This window comes from Streptomyces sp. NPDC100445 (genome assembly GCF_044759735.1).
Lineage (GTDB): Bacteria > Actinomycetota > Actinomycetes > Streptomycetales > Streptomycetaceae > Streptomyces.
The window spans coordinates 69,515-86,359 of record NZ_JBIVZV010000008.1; the positions used below are offsets into that span (position 1 = coordinate 69,515).

Consider the following 16,845-nt stretch of genomic DNA (forward strand, 5'->3'; position numbering starts at 1 on the left):
ACCGCGCCGGTCGTCCCCCCGGTCGCCTACAGCCAGTCCCGCCGCTTGAAGACGACGTACAGGGTCGTGCAGACCACCGCCATCAGCAGGATCGCGAAGGGGTAGCCGAACAGCCAGTGCAGTTCCGGCATGTGGTCGAAGTTCATGCCGTAGATCGTGCCGACGAGGGTCGGCGCGAAGAGGATCGCAGCCCAGGAGGAGATCTTCTTGACCTCCTCGTTCTGCTCGAAGCCCGCTTCCGCCAGGGCCCGCATCTCCGCGTTCTGCTGCTGGGTGACCAGGGTGGCGTTGACCGTGAGGATGTCGGTGAGGGCCTGGCGGAAGCCGTCGACGCGTTCGCTGGTGTGCGTGACGTGGTCGGCGACGTCCCTCAGGTAGCGCTGGAGCTCCTCGTCGGTCTCGTACTTGGCGAACCCGGCCATCAGGCCGTGCAGCATGCCGACGAGCGGGCGGGTGGCGCGTTGGAACTCGACCATCTCGCGGGAGAGTTCGTAGATGCGGCGGGAGACCTCGGGGTCGCCGCGGAAGACCTCGGTCTCGATCTCGTCGATGTCGTTCTGGACGCCGGCCACGACGGGCGCGTAGCCGTCGACCACCGCGTCCAGGATCGCGTACAGCACCGCCTCCGGGCCGAGCGCCAGCAGCTCGGGCGCGTCCTCCATGCGGCGGCGGACCGCGGACAGGTCGGGGGCGTCCCCGTGCCGGACCGTGATGACGAAGTCGGGGCCGACGAAGACGTGCAGTTCGCCGAAGTCGACCTCCTCGGGCGCGTCGAGGTAGCGGGCGGCCCGCAGGACGACGAAGAGCGTGTCGCCGTACCGCTCCAGCTTGGGTCGCTGGTGGGCCTCCATCGCGTCCTCGATGGCCAACGGGTGGAGGTCGAACTCGACGGCCAGGGAATGCAGTTCGCTCCCGGTGGGCCGGGCGAGGCCGATCCACGCCATGCCCCTCGGCTGTTCGCGCAGCTCGTGGTAGGTCTCGGCGAGGGTGGCGGGGGAGGAGACGCGGACGCCGTCGCGGTAGAGCGCGGCCCGTACGACCTCCGCCGGTCCGGCGGGGGCCGCCGGCGCGGGGGCGGGCGTGGACGGCCCGGTGGCGGGGGGCGGGGCCGGGGCGCGGCGCCAGCCGGACCTGCGGCCGCCGTTCCTGCCGTCGGATCGCTCGGGCATCGGCCGCCTCCCGGTGGTGCTCCCCGCCGGGCGTGCTCGCCCGGCGCGGCTACCAGCAGGATATGCGCGCCGGGCGCGGGCGGCGGGCAAGAGGTGGAGAGGGGGCGTTGCGGGCCGCTCGTGGTGGCCCGCAACGCCCCCCGGCGGTTACCCGAGGGATGCCCGGGAAGTCTTCCGGGTCACGAGTTGACCTGCGCGGTCACCAGGTCCGAGAAGGTGGCCAGCCGGGTGTAGACACCCGGGTAGCCCGCCTCCGCGCACCCCTCGCCCCAGGAAGTGATACCTGCCAGGACGCCCCCGATGAGCAGGGGACCGCCGCTGTCGCCCTGGCAGGTGTCGACGCCGCCGGATGTGTATCCGGCGCAGACCATGTCGGACTGGACGAAGTCCGAACCGTAGGAGGAACGGCAGCTGGAGTCGGCCACGACCGGTACCGTCGCGGTCCGCAGCTGGTTGGAGGAGCCGCCGTTCTCCGAGGTGGTGCCCCAACCGAGGATCCGGGCCGTGGTGCCGGCCGCGTAGACGCCCGTCTGGGACGAGGAGACGTACGACGCCGGGGTGTACGGCATCGACGCGGACAGGGTCAGCACGGCCACGTCGTCACCGTTGGTGGCGTCCGTGTAGTCCGGGTTGATCCAGATCTTGCTGACCTTGCCGACCGTGCCGTTGGTGCCGTTCAGGTACGTCCGGCCGCCGACGACGCGGACGCTGCCCGTGGTCTCCCCGACCATGCAGTGGGCGGCCGTGACGACCTTCCTGGGCGCCACCAGGGTGCCGCCGCAGAACTGGTTCTGGGACGCGTCCGTGATCTGCATCATGAACGGGTACGCGGTCGTCGTGGTCGTCGTACCGCCGACGACGGGCTGGGGCACGGCGCTCGCCGTGGGAGCGGCGAGCAGCGCGGTGGCAGCGGCGGCGGCGGTGGCCACCAGGGTCGCGGCGGTCTTTCTCACACGTCTGGTCCCGAACATGAGTCTCCTCAGTGGGGGTTGCACCGGTGGGGGTCGCGCGGGTGGGGAGTGCATGGGGGCGGGGTCCCCTGCTCGAGCACGGTCGGGAACTCGGGGAGGGGGCCGACCCCATGTGCCCGGGCGAGCGGCACGCCCTTTACGCTAGGACCCGGAACCCTCGGCTCCCAATGAGGGAACCCCCTAGGGGGTTGGGTGAGGGAAAACCCTCGGTCCGGTTCAGTTAACAAGGGCGCCGCTCAGTTCGCGCGGTGACCCGCCGCCAATCGGACGATGTCGACGCGCGAGCGGATGCCCAGCTTCCGGTAGACCCGGGTGAGGGTCGCCTCGACCGTCTTCACACTGATGAACAGCCGCGCGGCGATCTCCCGGTTGGTGGCGCCCTCCATGACGAGCGCGGCCACCTGACGTTCCATCGCGGCCAGCACGTCCAGGGCGCGCAGCTCCTCCGGCACGGCCGGCACCGCGTCCCGCTCGGGAGGGGTGAGGGCCTCGTCCACCTGGCGCAACCAGGGCAGCGCCCGGCAGCGCCGGAACATCCGGGCGGCCTCGTCGAAGGCGCCGGCCGTCCCCGTCCGGCGCGCCCCCTCCGCCGGGCGCCTGCCCCGCAGCCGGGCCAGCGCGAACGCGGCGCGCGCCTCCTCCAGGCCGTAGCCCAGCTTGCCGAGCCGGTCCTGAGCGGAGGTCAGCTGGGCGAGGGCGGCCTCCAGGTCGCCCTGCGCGGCCCGCACCAGTGCCTCGGACCGGTCGAGGACGGCGAGGACGCTCTCCCGGCCGAGCCGCAGCGCGTGCTCACGGCTGACGTCGATGACGTCCTGCGCCTCACCGGGCTCACCCGTGCGGACGAGCGCTTCGGCGAGATCGCCCTGCCAGCGGCCCCGCGCCGGGTCGGTGATGCCCAGCGCCAGCTCCAGCCGGCGCACCCGGCGCAGCGACCGGACGGTGCCCGCCGCGTCCCCGGCCACCAGCTGGGCGTACCCGAGGGCGCCCAACGCCCGGGACAGGTACATCTGGTCGCCGTCCTCCTCGGCGTGCTCCACCGCCTCCCGGGCGAGTGCCAGCGCCCGGTCCACGTCGCCGCCGGAGGCCTCCGCGAGGGAGGTCAGCATCGCGGAGGCGGTCTCGCCGATGCCGGAGTCCCGGGCGAGCCGCAGGCTCTCGCGGGCCAGGTCCAGCGCGCGCCCGCAGTGCCCGGCCCGCAGTTCCGTCTCGGCGAGGCCGCGCAGGAAGTGCACCTCGCTCTCCACCGAGCCGCGCCGGCGGACCTCGCGCAGCAGCGCGGTGACGGTGGTCCGGGCCTCGGCCAGCTGGTCGCCCATGACCAGCCAGCGGAACCGGGCGCTGCCCGCGCCGTTGTGGTGCCAGGCGACCCGCGGGTCCTGCGGCTCACGCAGGGCCCGTTTGATGGTGCGGGGTGCCTCCGGATGGCCCATCAGGGTCTCCGTCTGCGCCTGGAAGGCCAGGGAGAGCAGTTCGGTGCGGCGGTCCCCGCCGGACGCTGCCAGCCCCGCGGCGTGCGCGGCGGCCTCCCGGGCCTCGGTGAAGTCGCCCTCGACGATCAGTGCCCGCCAGGCGAGCTGGTAGTGGACGAGGGCCAGCAGCCGGGGGTCGTCGCCGGCGTCGGAGAGGGCCTGGGGGAAGACGGCGTCGACCTCGGCCATGGTGTGGCCGGCGCTGTCGATGACGATCATCCAGGCCCGTACCCGGTCGGCGGGCACGGTCGCCCGGGTCAGTACCTCGCGGGCGATGTCCCGGGCCAGGTCGACGTCGCCGGCGGTGATCGAGTCCTCGGCCGCCTGGAGCCGGCGCTCCTCCGGCCCCGGTGTGCCGTCGGCGGGGGTGTGCCGGGCGGCGAGCAGCCCGAGCTGGGCGGCGACCGAGGGCGCGCCGCGGTCCCGGGCGAGGGCCGCGGCCTCGGCGAGCCGGGCGGCGACCTCCGGGTCGGTGCCGGTGGTGGCGAGCGCGAGGTGCCGGGCGCGTTCGATGGGGTCGGAGGCCGCGGTGGACAGGGCCGCGTGCGCGGCCCGCCGCTCGTGCGCGGGGGTCTCCGCGTACAGCGCGGCGGATATCAGCGGGTGCGCGAACCGTACGGCCGGTGCGTCGGGCTCGGTGGCGAGCAGTCCGAGTTCGGCGGCCTGGGCGCACTCGGCCTCGGCGTCGCGCCGGCCGGCCGCGTGCAGCAGCGCCGGGGTGGGCCGGGCGCCGGCGCTGGCCACCAGCAGGGTGCGGCGGGCCTCCACCGACAGCATGTCCAGGCGGCTGAGGACCAGGGCGCGCAGCGAGGTCGGTACCGGCAGCGGTTCGCCGGGGCGGGGCGGGGTGGGGCTCTCGGCGAGGGCGCGGCCCAGCTCCAGGGCGAACAGCGGGTTGCCGCCGCTGGTGCGGTGGATCTCGCGGACCGTGGAGCGGGACAGTCCGCCGTGGCCGCGGTGGCCGAGCAGTTGGGCGACCTGGGCGCGGGAGAGCGCGCCCAGCCGGACGGCGAGGGTGTCCGGCGGACACGCGTGGAGGTGGCGGTCGTACTCCTGGCTGCTGCGGCCTTCCGTGCGCACCGCGCAGAGCAGTTGCACCGGGGTGCCGTCCAGGCGCCGGGCGGCGAAGCCGAGCAGTTCGGCGCTGGCCGGGTCCAGCCACTGGAGGTCGTCGGCGACGATGAGGACCGGCCCGTCGGTGGCGAGGGCCCGCAGGGCGGAGAGCACGGCCAGGCGCAGGGCGAGACCGTCGCGCTGGAGGCTGGACTCGCCGCGGCCGGTGAGGGCCGATTCCAGGGCGGTGCGCTGGGCGGCCGGCAGCCGCGGGGCGACCCCGTCGAGGACCAGTCCGAGGAGGTCGGCCAGGGCCAGGAACGGAAGATGGGATTCTGACTCCGTCGCCGAGCAGCGCAGGACCCTGCGGGCGGTCGCCCCGTAATCCTCGGCCAATGCCCGCAGCACGGTGGATTTCCCTATTCCGGCCGGCCCGTGGAGCAGCACACTGCCCCCGGAGGCGAGTTGCCCGCGGGCGCCCGCGAACAGCTCCTCGCGGCCGATGACCAGGTCGGGGCGGCACCTGGCAGGCTCCTTGAAGTCCCGTCGCACGGTCACCGCTCCCCTCGTGTGTCGTGTCCGGGCCAAATACTAGGCAACGATCCCGGAAATTCGGACGGAAGCCGTGGTGAGGGAAATAACAAACGGTCAAGCAGAGGGAAATTCAAAGCACCACCGCATGAATGGCAGGTTTCCTCCCGGTCACGCGCTACGGCAGCAGTCCCGCCCCGCGGGCCGCGGTCACCGCCTCCCCTCGTGTGTGGGCGCCCAGCTTCCGCATCGCCGAGCGCAGATAGGCCTTGACCGTCTCCGGACGCAGACCCAGCCGTTCGGCCACCGCCGTGTTGGTGGCGCCGGCCGCCACCCAGGACAGCACGTCCAGCTCACGTGGCGCCAGGGTCACGCCACCGGCTCGTGACGGCGCGGTCAGCAGTCCGCACGCGGCGAGCAGTTCGGCCCGCAGCCCCGGATCGCCGATCCGGGGCGCCAGGGCCCGCAGCGCGGCGTGCGCCTCACGCACCTGCTCCCACTCCGCGCCCCGGCCGGCGCGGGCCGCCGCCGGCCGGGCCGCGGCCAGCAGTCCCCGGGTCTCGTCCCGCACCACCAGCGCCTGCTCCACGTCCCGCGCCGCCGCCACCGCCGCGCCCAGCGTGCGGTCGCCGAGCGGCTCGGCGACGCGCAGCGCCCCGTACAGCACCCCGCGCACCCGGCGTCGGACCACGACCGGCACCGCCAGCACCGAGCGGATGCCCTCGGCGGCCACCGGCGCGTCGTACTCGTGGCTGATCTGCCGGGAGCTGGGATAGTCCGTCACCGCGCACGGCCGGGCCAGCGCCACCGCCCGGCCGCCGAGCCCGCTGCCGGAGGTCACCGCGAGCGCGTGCAGCGCGGCCGTGGTCGTGCCGCTCAGCTCGCTGATGCGGATGCGCGGCCTGCCGGACTCCATCAGTCCGCCGAAGGCGACCGGCAGCCCCGTCGCGCGCCGCAGCCGGGCCAGCGCGCCCCCGATCTCGACCCCGCCCGTCGCGTCCGCCGTCACCTTGTCCGTCCCTCCGGCAGTCCTCACCCCCGTTCGGGGGTAGTGAGACCTGCATCACGGATTAGACGATGCCGGAGAGCCGCCCGGCAATGGTCCGGAACTTGGGAGGACAGATGACGACGGCGACCGACGCCTTCAGGGGTGCGCGGGACTTCCTGCTGGAGCACCGCGAGGACTACGCCACCGCCTACGACGGGTTCGCCTGGCCGCGGCCCGAGCACTTCAACTGGGCGCTGGACTGGTTCGACGTGATCGCCGAGGGCAACGACCGGACCGCGCTGCACATCGTGGAGGAGGACGGCACCGAGACCCGGCTCTCCTTCGCGGAGCTGGCCGACCGCTCCGACCGGGTCGCCCGGTGGCTGCGCGAACGCGGGGTCGCCGCGGAGGACCGGGTCCTCGTCATGCTCGGCAACCAGGCCGAGCTGTGGGAGACCGCGCTGGCCGCGATGAAACTGCGCGCGGTCGTCATCCCGGCCACCCCGCTGCTCGGCCCCGCCGACCTGCGCGACCGGGTGGAACGGGGCCGGGTGAAGCACGTCGTCGCCCGGGCGCAGGACACCGCCAAGTTCGCCGACGTGCCCGGTGCGTACACCCGGATCGCGGTCGGCGGCCTGCCGGAGGAGGGCTGGGAGCCGTACGAGGACGCCTACCCGGCCTCCGCCGAGTTCCTGCCCGACGGCCCCACCCTCGCCGACGACCCGCTGATGCTCTACTTCACCTCGGGCACGACCGCCCGGCCCAAGCTGGTCGAGCACACCCACACCTCGTACCCGATCGGGCACCTGGCCACCATGTACTGGATCGGCCTGAAACCCGGGGACGTGCACCTGAACATCTCCTCGCCGGGCTGGGCCAAGCACGCCTGGTCCAACCTGTTCGCCCCGTGGAACGCGGAGGCGACCGTCTTCGTCCTCAACTACACCCGCTTCGACGCGGCCCGGCTGATGGCCGAGATGGACCGGGCCGGCGTCACCACGTTCTGCGCGCCGCCGACCGTGTGGCGCATGCTCATCCAGGCCGACCTCGGGCAGCTGCGCACCCCGCCCCGCGAGGCGCTGGCCGCCGGCGAGCCGCTCAACCCCGAGGTGATCGAGCAGGTGCGGCGGGCCTGGGGCGTCACCGTCCGGGACGGCTTCGGGCAGACCGAGACCGCGGTGCAGGTCTCCAACAGCCCCGGCCAGCCGCTGAAGACCGGCTCGATGGGTCGTCCCAGCCCCGGCTTCCGGGTGGAGCTGCTCGACCCGGTGTCCGGCGCGCCCGGCGTCACCGAGGGCGAGATCGCCCTCGACCTCACCGAGCGCCCGGTCGGCCTGATGACCGGCTATCACGGCGACCCGGACCGCACCGCGGAGGTCATGGCGGGCGGCTACTACCGCACGGGCGACATCGCCTCCCGTGACGAGGAGGGGTATCTCACCTACGTCGGGCGCACCGACGACGTGTTCAAGGCCTCCGACTACAAGGTGAGTCCGTTCGAGCTGGAGAGCGCGCTGCTGGAGCACGAGGCGGTGGCCGAGGCGGCCGTGGTGCCCGCCCCGGACGAGCTGCGGCTCGCGGTGCCGAAGGCGTACGTCGTCCTGGCCGCGGGCTGGGAGCCGGGCCCCGGCACCGCGCGGACCCTGTTCGAGCACTCCCGCAGCGTGCTCGCCCCCTACAAGCGCATCCGGCGGCTGGAGTTCGGCGCGCTGCCCAAGACGGTCTCCGGCAAGATCCGCCGCATCGAGCTGCGCGAGGCCACCGCGGCGGGTTCCCCGCACGAGTACCGCGAGGAGGACTTCCGGTGACCCCACGGCCGTCGTACGCCCACGGGACGGGCACCACCGCCCTGCTCGGGGACACCATCGGCGCGAGCCTGGAGCGGACCGTGGCCGCCTGGCCGGACCGCGAGGCGCTGGTCGACGTGGCGTCCGGGCGGCGCTGGACGTACGCGCGGTTCGCGGCCGATGTCGAGGAACTGGCGCTCGCGCTGCTGGCGAGCGGGGTGGAGCGGGGCGACCGGGTCGGCATCTGGGCCGTCAACTGCGCCGAGTGGGTGCTGGTGCAGTACGCCACCGCCCGCGTCGGCGCCGTCATGGTCAACATCAACCCGGCCTACCGCACGCACGAGGCGCGGTTCGTCCTCCGGCAGGCCGGCATCTCCCTGCTCTTCGCCTCGTCGCGGCACCGGACGAGCGACTACCGGGCGATGGTGGAGGAGGTGCGGCACGCGTGCCCGCGGCTGCGGGAGACCGTCTACATCGGCGACCCCGGCTGGCAGCGGTTCACCGCGCGCGGCGCCCGTCCGTCGGACGCTCTGCGGGCGGAACTGCGGGCCAGGGAAGCGGCGTTGTCCTGCGACGACCCGATCAACATCCAGTACACCTCGGGCACGACCGGCTTCCCGAAGGGCGCCACCCTCTCCCACCACAACATCCTCAACAACGGTTACTTCGTGGGGGAGTCGGTCGCCTACACCGAGCGGGACCGGATCTGCGTCCCGGTGCCGTTCTACCACTGCTTCGGCATGGTCATGGGCAACCTCGCGGCCACCTCGCACGGCGCCTGCGTGGTCGTCCCCGCCCCGGCGTTCGACCCCGCGGCCACCCTGGACGCCGTGCAGCGCGAGCGCTGCACCTCCCTCTACGGCGTCCCGACCATGTTCATCGCCGAGCTGAACCTGCCGGACTTCGCCGGCTACGACCTGTCCTCCCTGCGCACCGGCATCATGGCGGGCTCGCCCTGCCCGGTGGAGGTGATGAGGCGGGTGGTCACCGAGATGCACATGGAGCAGGTCTCCATCTGCTACGGCATGACGGAGACGTCCCCGGTGTCGTTGCAGACCCGGATCGAGGACGACCTGGAGCACCGCACCGCCACGGTCGGCCGCGTCCTGCCCCACCTGGAGGTCAAGGTGGTCGACCCGGCCACCGGTGTGACCCGGCCCCGGGGAACCGCGGGCGAACTGTGCACGCGCGGCTACAGCGTGATGCTCGGCTACTGGGACGAGCCGGAGAAGACGGCCGAGGCGATCGACGCGAGCCGCTGGATGCACACCGGGGACCTCGCGGTGATGCGCGACGACGGGTACGTGGAGATCGTCGGCCGGATCAAGGACATGATCATCCGGGGTGGCGAGAACATCTACCCGCGCGAGATCGAGGAGTTCCTCCACGCCCACCCCGGCGTCCGGGACGTCCAGGTCGTCGGGGTGCCGCACGAGCGGTACGGGGAGGAGGTCCTCGCCTGCGTCATCCCGGCCGACCCCGCCGACCCGCCCACCCTGGAGGAGCTGCGTTCCTTCTGCGCCGGCCGGCTCGCGCACTTCAAGATCCCCAGCAGGCTGCGGATCCTCGACTCCTTCCCGATGACGGTGTCGGGCAAGGTGCGCAAGGTCGAACTGCGGGAGACCCACGGGGGGTGAGACGGCGGGACGCGAGCCTTCGCCGAGTGCTCCGCGGCGGGCCCCGGTCGAGTACGCCGTCGGCGACGTACTCGACCGGGGCCCGCCGCGCGTTCCCGGCACCTCCTCCTCTTCCACCGCTGCCGCCCGGCGCCCGCCGGTGTGTGGACCGCCCTTGACGGCCCTGTGCCGCGCGCCTACATTGCTTCCAGATAGTAGAAGTAATATTCCGCGATGCGAAATTGCGGAAGGTCGTCCACTTGGAGACTGTGCTCACCGCGGGGCGCGACGGGAGTACGCATCCGACAGCCGAAGCAGGAGTACTCGATGGCCCGTATGACCGCTGCCCGCGCGGCAGTTGAGATCCTCAAGCGCGAGGGCGTCACCGACGCCTTCGGGGTGCCGGGCGCGGCGATCAACCCGTTCTACAAGGCGCTGAAGGAGGGTGGCGGCATCAGCCACACCCTCGCCCGCCACGTCGAGGGCGCCTCGCACATGGCCGAGGGCTACACCCGCACCCGGCCGGGCAACATCGGCGTCTGCATCGGCACCTCGGGTCCGGCCGGCACCGACATGATCACCGGTCTGTACTCGGCCACCGGCGACTCCGTGCCGATCCTGTGCATCACCGGCCAGGCGCCGACGCACGTCATCCACAAGGAGGACTTCCAGGCCGTCGACATCGCCTCGATCGCCAAGCCGGTCACGAAGATGGCGGTGACCGTCCTGGAGGCCGCGCAGGTCCCCGGGGTCTTCCAGCAGGCCTTCCACCTGATGCGCTCCGGCCGGCCCGGCCCGGTCCTGATCGACCTGCCGATCGACGTGCAGCTCACCGAGATCGAGTTCGACGTGGAGACCTACGAGCCGCTCCCCGTCTACAAGCCCGCCGCGACCCGCGCCCAGATCGAGAAGGCGATCTCCTTCCTGCTGGAGTCCGAGCGCCCGGTCATCGTCGCCGGCGGCGGTGTCATCGGCGCCGACGCCGCCGACCTGCTGACCGAGTTCGCCGAACTGACCCGGACCCCCGTCATCCCGACGCTGATGGGCTGGGGCGCGCTCCCCGACGACCATGAGTTGAACGCCGGCATGGTCGGCGTCCAGACCTCCCACCGGTACGGCAACGCCAACTTCCTGGAGTCGGACTTCGTCCTCGGCATCGGCAACCGCTGGGCCAACCGCCACACCGGCTACAAGCTGGACGTCTACCGGCGGGGCCGGAAGTTCGTCCACGTCGACATCGAGCCGACCCAGATCGGCCGCATCTTCCCGCCGGACTACGGCGTCGTCTCCGACGCGAAGGCGGCCCTGGAGCTGTTCGTCGAGGTGGCGAGGGAGCTGAAGGCCGCGGGCCGGCTCCCGGACCGCTCCGACTGGGTGGCCTCCACCCGGGAGCGCAGGGCGACGCTGCTGCGCCGTACCCACTTCGACGACGTGCCGATGAAGCCGCAGCGCGTGTACGAGGAGATGAACAAGGCCTTCGGCCCGGAGACCCGGTACGTCACCACGATCGGCCTCTCCCAGATCGCCGGCGCGCAGATGCTGCACGTCTACCGGCCCCGTCACTGGATCAACTGCGGCCAGGCCGGCCCGCTCGGCTGGACCATCCCGGCCGCGATCGGCGTCGCCAAGGCCGACCCGGACTCGCCGGTGGTCGCGCTCTCCGGCGACTACGACTTCCAGTTCATGATCGAGGAACTGGCGGTCGCCGCCCAGCACCGCATCCCCTACGTGCACGTCCTGGTGAACAACGCCTACCTCGGTCTGATCCGGCAGGCCCAGCTCGGCCTGGACATCGACTTCCAGGTCAACCTGGAGTTCGAGAACATCAACGCGCCGGAGCTGGGCGTCTACGGCGTCGACCACGTCAGGGTCGCCGAGGGCCTGGGGTGCAAGGCCGTCCGGGTCACCGAGCCGGACCGGCTGGGGGACGCCTTCGAGGAGGCGAAGAAGCTGGCCGCCGAGTACCGGGTGCCGGTCGTCGTCGAGGCGGTCCTGGAGCGGATCACCAACATCTCGATGAGCCGCACCATGGACATCAGCGACATCTCCGAGTTCGAGGACCTGGCCACCGAGCCCGGTCACGCGCCGACTGCGATCAGGCCGCTGAAGGTCTGACACCCGGCACGCGCGAGGGGCGGCCGTCCGGTCCGGACGGCCGCCCCTTCCCCGTGCCCGCGCACGGCCCCCGGCCGAACTCGCCGTGGCCGCTTCCCCGTTGCGGGGTCCGCCGCCCCCGTCTCGGCGGGCCCCGCTCGCTGACGATGATGTGCCCGCCGGCAGGCCCGGGTGAAGCCCCCGCGACGGTGTTCAGAGGTTGATTTGAGGTTGCGCGGCCCGCGGCGGCCCCGGTGGCCGCGGGCGTACGGCCACCGCCGTACGGCCGTCCTCAGGGCCCGTGCTCCGACAGTCCGGGCCAGTCGTCCGGGCCCCCGCCCTGCCACTCGATGAGGTCGCTCTCCTCCACCTCGACGCGGTCCAGGTCGGTGAGGCGCAGGATCTCAACGACGTCGTCCAGGTGGGAGGCGATCCCGAGGACGATGTCCCCCTCGGTCACGCGCCGGGAGCCGTCCAGGGCGGGCGGGTGGACCACGATGTGCGGGTGCTGCGTCGGATTGCCCATGGCTTCAGCGTGCTGCGGAAGCGGCGCCCGCGCACCCCGGGCCGGCCGGGCGGCCGGGGGAACGCGAGAAGCGCCCCCGGCCTCTGAGGCAGGGGGCGCTTCCCGGATGCGGGTGGTGGCCGTCCGACGGCGCGAGGCTGGGCGCGACAGGTCGTTCGCGCCGCCGGACGGGGTGGGCGGGCCCCGTGGACGGGGCTGGGTGGGACCGCGGTGGGAGCGACGGAACCGGATGCGCTTCCCTCTGGTCGAGAAGGGCGTCCGGGTCCTTCACCACCGCACTGGCTCGCACGCCACCGCGGTCCTCGCCCTGCCCGCGCCCGTGCCGGCGACCACCCCTCATCAGGGCCGTCCGGCGTGGAGCGCGGGCCGCGCGCGGGTCGTGACCTCCCGTCACACCCGCACGCTGCTCGGTGGCGGTCAGTCCTCGCGCAGGGCGCGGACCGCCTCCTCCACGCGCTTGCCGTACTCGGGGTCGGCGGCGTGGAAGTGGGCCAGGTTCTTCTCGATCACGTCGTCGCGGGAGACCTGGGAGAGGCCGCCGGCGATGTTCGCGACCAGGCGGGACTTCTCCTCCTGGGACATCAGGCGGTACAGCTCGCCCGCCTGGAAGAAGTCGTCGTCCTTGGTGTGCGCGGGCGCCTCGTGGGTGCCGGTGTGGCCGTGGACCGCGAAGGGGGCCGACAGGGGGCGGCCGGTCTCGACCGGGCCGTCGTAGGAGTTCGGCTCGTAGTTCTTGGCGTGCCGGCCCTGGGCGTTGAGGGCCATGAGGCCGTCTCGGCCGTGGTTCCGGGCGCCGCCGGGGACGGCCTTCGGGGCGTTCACGGGGAGCAGGGTGTGGTTGACGCCGAGGCGGTAGCGGTGGGCGTCGGCGTAGGCGAACAGGCGGCCCTGGAGCATCTTGTCCGGCGAGGGACCGATGCCGGGCACGAAGTTGTTCGGGGAGAACGCGGCCTGCTCGACCTCGGCGAACACGTTGTCCGGGTTGCGGTCCAGGACCAGCCGGCCCACGCGCTGGAGCGGGTGGTCCCGGTGCGGCCAGACCTTGGTCAGGTCGAACGGGTTGAAGCGGTAGTCGGCCGCCTCGGCCGCCGGCATGACCTGCACGTAGAGCGTCCACGACGGGTGCACGCCCCGCTCGATGGCCTGGAGCAGGTCCGTCTGGTGGGAGTTGGGGTCCTGGCCCGCGGTCTCCCGGGCCTGCTCGGCGGACAGGCAGCGGATGCCCTGGTTGGTCTTGAAGTGGTACTTGACGAAGAAGGCCTCGCCCGCGGCGTTGGTCCACTGGTAGGTGTGCGAGCCGAATCCGTCCATGTGGCGGTACGACGCCGGGATGCCGCGGTCGCCCATCAACCAGGTCACCTGGTGCGTGGCCTCGGGGGAGTGGGCCCAGAAGTCCCAGACGTTGTCGGGTTCCTGCCGGCCGGTGAACGGGTCCCGCTTCTGCGAGTGGATGAAGTCCGGGAACTTGATCGGGTCCTTGATGAAGAACACCGGGGTGTTGTTGCCGACGAGGTCGTAATTGCCCTCCTCGGTGTAGAACTTCACGGCGAAACCGCGCGGGTCGCGGACGGCGTCCGCACCGCCGAGGGAGTCGGCGACCGTGGAGAAGCGCACGAACACCTCGGTGCGCTTGCCGATCCGGTCGAGGAAGTCGGCGTGGGTGAAGCCGGTGACGTCGTCCGTCACCTCGAAGTGGCCGTAGGCGCCGGAGCCACGGGCGTGCACCACACGCTCCGGGATGCGCTCGCGGTTGAAGCGCGCGAGCTTCTCCAGCAGGTGCTGGTCCTGGATCAGCAGCGGGCCGCCTGCGCCGGCGGAGGCGGAGTTCTGGTTGTCGGCGACCGGGGCGCCGGACTCTGTCGTCAGCACGCGCTTGGACATCGGGGACCTTCCGTGCGGTGGCACTTCCGTGCGGGTGGCAGCGGAAACCTTCTTCCGCTTGGTGGAGCCTAGAAGTGGGACATCTAAGCGTCAACAGTTTGTTGAACTTGATTCCGGGCCGCGGCACCGCCTGGGCGCGACAGGACAGGTGTCAGCGGCACCGCGGCCCGGAAGTCTCGGGGGGCCGCTCAGACCTGGGCGCCGGACAGCCGCTCCACGGCACGCAGCAGGGCCGAGTGGTCCAGGCCGCCGTCGCCCTGGGCGCGCAGCGAGGCGACCAACTGGGCGACCACGGCGCCGACCGGCAGCGCGGCGCCGACGTTGCGCGCGGCGTCGGTGACGATGCCCATGTCCTTGTGGTGCAGGTCGATGCGGAACCCGGGCTTGAAGTCGCGGTCCAGGAAGTTGTCCTTCTTCCGCGTCAGCACGGTGGAGCCCGCCAGGCCGCCGTTGAGGACGTCCAGCGCGGCCCTGAGGTCCACGCCCGACTTCTCCAGGAAGACGACGGCCTCGGCGCACGCCTGGATGTTCACGGCGACGATGAGCTGGTTGGCGGCCTTCACGGTCTGGCCGGAGCCGTGCGGGCCGCACAGCACGATCGTCCTGCCGAGCGCCTCGAAGACCGGCCTGGCCTCGTCGAAGTCGGCCTGCCGGCCGCCGACCATGATGGAGAGCACCGCCTCGACGGCGCCGGCCTCACCACCGGACACCGGGGCGTCCAGCACCCGGACGCCCTTGTCCTCGGCGGCCTTCGCCAGGTCCACGGAGGTCTGCGGGGTGATGGAGGACATGTCGATCAGCAGGGCGCCCCGCCGCGCGTTCTCCAGGATGCCGTCCGGACCGTAGGCGATGGCCTCGACCTGCGGGGAGGCGGGCACCATCGTGATCACCACGTCGGCCTCGCGCACCGCCTCGGCGATCGAGGGGGCGGCCGTACCGCCGGCGCCGGCCAGGCGGTCCAGCTTCTCCTGCTCCAGGGTGTAGCCGGTGACCTGGTAGCCCGCCTTGATCAGGTTCTCGGCCATGGGGGAGCCCATGATGCCGAGGCCGATCCACGCGATCTTCGGGAGGTTGCTCATCTTCGGGGTGCCTCTCTCAACTGCTGTGCAAGGGTCGGGGTTCAGCGCGCCGCGCGCGGGAGCCACTCGAAGGCCCCGGCGCTCGGCCGGTCGCCGGGCTTGTACTCCAGGCCGACCCAGCCGTCGTAACCGGCCTTCGTGAGCCGGTCGAGCAGCTCCGCCAGCGGGAGCGAACCCGTGCCGGGGGCGCCGCGGCCGGGGTTGTCGGCGATCTGCACGTGTCCGGTCCTCGACGCGTACCGGTCGATCACCGCCGGCAGGTCCTCGCCGTTCATGGACAGGTGGTACAGGTCCATCAGGAACCTGGCGTTGTCGAGTCCCGTCGCCGCGTTCACCCGGTCGACGACGCCGACCGCGGCCGGGGCCGACACCAGCGGGTAGAGCGGTGACTCGGGCTCGTTGAGGGCCTCGATCAGCAGGACCGCGCCGACGCGGTGGGCGGCCCGGGCGGCCAGGGCCAGGTTCTCCAGGGCGAGCGCGTCCTGCTCGGCCGGGTCCACGCCCTCGACGCGGTTGCCGTACAGCGCGTTGAGGGCCCCGCAGCCCAGGGAGGCCGCGAAGTCCGCCGCCACGTCGATGTTGGCGCGGAAGCGGTCCGACTCCTCGCCGGGCACCGACAGGGCGCCCCGGTCCGGGCCGGGCAGCCGGCCGGCGTAGAAGTTGAGCCCCGTGAGCCGCACGCCGGCGTCCTCGACCGCCTTCTTCAGGGCGTCCAGGGCGGACCGCTCGGGGGTGGGGGAGTCGGTCCAGGGCCACCACAGTTCGACCGCGGAGAAGCCCGCCGCGGCGGCTGCCGCGGGGCGCTCCAGGAGCGGGAGCTCGGTGAAGAGGATCGACAGGTTGACGCTGAAGCGCTGGTCTGTGGCGGTGCTCCACTCGGAACCTGGCATTCGGGCCGCGCTCCCTTCCGTGATCTGTTCTCTATAATTCCGTATTGCGGAAGTTCGTTTCTGCTTAACGGAAGATTGCCGTCGTGTGTCGCCGCTTGTCAAGAGGGGTCCCGCCGCGGGAGACGACCGGACTGCCCAGGAACCGCCCCGCGCGTTAGGTTGTGCCCGTGCGATTGAGAGTGGAGTTCACGACCGAACCCTTCGACCTGGACGAGGCACCCGCCCACGCCCTGGTGGCCCGGGAGGTCATCGAGACGGCCGGGCTGGACGCCGTCGACGTCGGCCCGTTCGGCAACACGGCCGAGGGTGGGGCCGACCGCGTCCTGACCGCGGTGGACGCGCTGCTGCGCAAGTCCCTCCAGGCCGGCGCGACCCGCGTCTCCCTCCAGGTCAACGTGATCGACGACGCGCTCGGGGAGGACGGGAGGTGACCGGGGAGGAGCCTTTCATCGCGGCCGTGAAACCGCTGGTCGACGCGATGGGCGGGGAGATGCTGCCGCCCGACGAGGCCGGCCCCGAGGATGTCGTCCTCGCCTGGCGGGGCGCCGACGTCGTCGCGGTGCGCCTGCCCCAGCTCGCCGACTCCCTCGACCACATCCTCGCCGCCATGGAGCGCCGGCAGGGCCGACCGCTGGCCGACCTCGACCGCAAGGCCAAGCAGGAGGTCGTACGCATCCTGGAGGCGCGCGGCGCGTTCGCCGTGCGGCACGGCGTGGAGACGGTGGCCGGCGCGCTCGGCGTCAGCCGCTTCACCGTCTACAACTACCTCAACCGGGAGAAGGGCGCCTGAC

General features: G+C 72.6%; 13 protein-coding genes. 5 read left to right on the top strand and 8 right to left on the bottom strand.

Annotated elements, in window-relative coordinates:
* Positions 1-26 precede the first annotated feature (26 nt).
* From ACIQVT_RS19970 to ACIQVT_RS19985, 4 genes are all read right to left on the bottom strand, one after another.
* Complete coding sequence (locus ACIQVT_RS19970; protein ID WP_403755082.1) at positions 27-1,169, bottom strand: magnesium and cobalt transport protein CorA; 1,143 nt, start codon at positions 1,167-1,169, stop codon at positions 27-29.
* 179 nt (positions 1,170-1,348) lie between these two features.
* Complete coding sequence (locus ACIQVT_RS19975) at positions 1,349-2,140, bottom strand: S1 family peptidase (protein ID WP_403755085.1); 792 nt, start codon at positions 2,138-2,140, stop codon at positions 1,349-1,351.
* Positions 2,141-2,376: 236 nt separating this feature from the next.
* Positions 2,377-5,220, bottom strand: a complete 2,844-nt coding sequence (locus tag ACIQVT_RS19980) for an AAA family ATPase (RefSeq protein WP_403755088.1) — start codon at positions 5,218-5,220, stop codon at positions 2,377-2,379.
* Positions 5,221-5,371: 151 nt separating this feature from the next.
* Positions 5,372-6,202, bottom strand: a complete 831-nt coding sequence (locus tag ACIQVT_RS19985) for a response regulator transcription factor (RefSeq protein ID WP_403755091.1) — start codon at positions 6,200-6,202, stop codon at positions 5,372-5,374.
* A gap of 113 nt (positions 6,203-6,315) precedes the next feature.
* On the opposite strand from ACIQVT_RS19985, the gene ACIQVT_RS19990 reads away from it, so the two are divergent.
* The 3 genes from ACIQVT_RS19990 to gcl all read left to right on the top strand — a co-directional run bounded on the left by ACIQVT_RS19990 (position 6,316) and on the right by gcl (position 11,699).
* Positions 6,316-7,989, top strand: a complete 1,674-nt coding sequence (locus ACIQVT_RS19990) for an AMP-binding protein (protein WP_403755095.1) — start codon at positions 6,316-6,318, stop codon at positions 7,987-7,989.
* On the top strand, positions 7,986-9,605 hold the full coding sequence (locus ACIQVT_RS19995; protein ID WP_403755098.1) for an AMP-binding protein: 1,620 nt from the start codon (positions 7,986-7,988) through the stop codon (positions 9,603-9,605). The genes ACIQVT_RS19990 and ACIQVT_RS19995 overlap by 4 nt, the downstream gene beginning before the upstream one ends.
* A 306-nt stretch (positions 9,606-9,911) precedes the next feature.
* Positions 9,912-11,699, top strand: a complete 1,788-nt coding sequence (gene gcl / locus ACIQVT_RS20000; RefSeq protein WP_403755101.1) for a glyoxylate carboligase — start codon at positions 9,912-9,914, stop codon at positions 11,697-11,699.
* Positions 11,700-11,970: 271 nt separating this feature from the next.
* Here gcl and ACIQVT_RS20005 read toward each other — a convergent pair whose 3' ends face one another.
* The 4 genes from ACIQVT_RS20005 to ACIQVT_RS20020 all read right to left on the bottom strand — a co-directional run bounded on the left by ACIQVT_RS20005 (position 11,971) and on the right by ACIQVT_RS20020 (position 16,054).
* Positions 11,971-12,204, bottom strand: coding sequence for a hypothetical protein (locus ACIQVT_RS20005; protein ID WP_403755104.1), 234 nt, complete (start codon positions 12,202-12,204; stop codon positions 11,971-11,973).
* 417 nt (positions 12,205-12,621) lie between these two features.
* Entirely contained in the window at positions 12,622-14,085 is a 1,464-nt protein-coding gene (locus ACIQVT_RS20010) for a catalase (protein WP_403755107.1), read from the bottom strand.
* Positions 14,086-14,273: 188 nt separating this feature from the next.
* A complete protein-coding gene (locus ACIQVT_RS20015) occupies positions 14,274-15,164 on the bottom strand; it encodes a 2-hydroxy-3-oxopropionate reductase (protein ID WP_403755110.1) in 891 nt (296 codons plus the stop codon).
* Positions 15,165-15,205: 41 nt separating this feature from the next.
* Positions 15,206-16,054, bottom strand: coding sequence for a TIM barrel protein (locus ACIQVT_RS20020; RefSeq protein WP_403755113.1), 849 nt, complete (start codon positions 16,052-16,054; stop codon positions 15,206-15,208).
* Positions 16,055-16,221: 167 nt separating this feature from the next.
* Here ACIQVT_RS20020 and ACIQVT_RS20025 point away from each other — a divergent pair, with 167 nt between their 5' ends.
* On the top strand, positions 16,222-16,485 hold the full coding sequence (locus tag ACIQVT_RS20025) for a thiamine-binding protein (protein ID WP_403755116.1): 264 nt from the start codon (positions 16,222-16,224) through the stop codon (positions 16,483-16,485).
* A 47-nt stretch (positions 16,486-16,532) separates the two neighbouring features.
* Positions 16,533-16,844, top strand: a complete 312-nt coding sequence (locus ACIQVT_RS20030) for a helix-turn-helix domain-containing protein (RefSeq protein WP_403755852.1) — start codon at positions 16,533-16,535, stop codon at positions 16,842-16,844.
* Position 16,845 lies beyond the last annotated feature (1 nt).

Bases quoted from the DNA above. Each gene is read 5' to 3' on its own strand.
- ACIQVT_RS19990 (WP_403755095.1), top strand. From the start codon at position 6,316: ATGACGACGGCGACCGACGCCTTCAGGGGTGCGCGGGACTTCCTGCTG.
- ACIQVT_RS20010 (WP_403755107.1), bottom strand. From the start codon at position 14,085: ATGTCCAAGCGCGTGCTGACGACAGAGTCCGGCGCCCCGGTCGCCGAC.
- gcl (WP_403755101.1), top strand. From the start codon at position 9,912: ATGGCCCGTATGACCGCTGCCCGCGCGGCAGTTGAGATCCTCAAGCGC.
- ACIQVT_RS19970 (WP_403755082.1), bottom strand. From the start codon at position 1,169: ATGCCCGAGCGATCCGACGGCAGGAACGGCGGCCGCAGGTCCGGCTGG.
- ACIQVT_RS20005 (WP_403755104.1), bottom strand. From the start codon at position 12,204: ATGGGCAATCCGACGCAGCACCCGCACATCGTGGTCCACCCGCCCGCC.
- ACIQVT_RS19975 (WP_403755085.1), bottom strand. From the start codon at position 2,140: ATGTTCGGGACCAGACGTGTGAGAAAGACCGCCGCGACCCTGGTGGCC.
- ACIQVT_RS20020 (WP_403755113.1), bottom strand. From the start codon at position 16,054: ATGCCAGGTTCCGAGTGGAGCACCGCCACAGACCAGCGCTTCAGCGTC.
- ACIQVT_RS20030 (WP_403755852.1), top strand. From the start codon at position 16,533: ATGGGCGGGGAGATGCTGCCGCCCGACGAGGCCGGCCCCGAGGATGTC.
- ACIQVT_RS20015 (WP_403755110.1), bottom strand. From the start codon at position 15,164: ATGAGCAACCTCCCGAAGATCGCGTGGATCGGCCTCGGCATCATGGGC.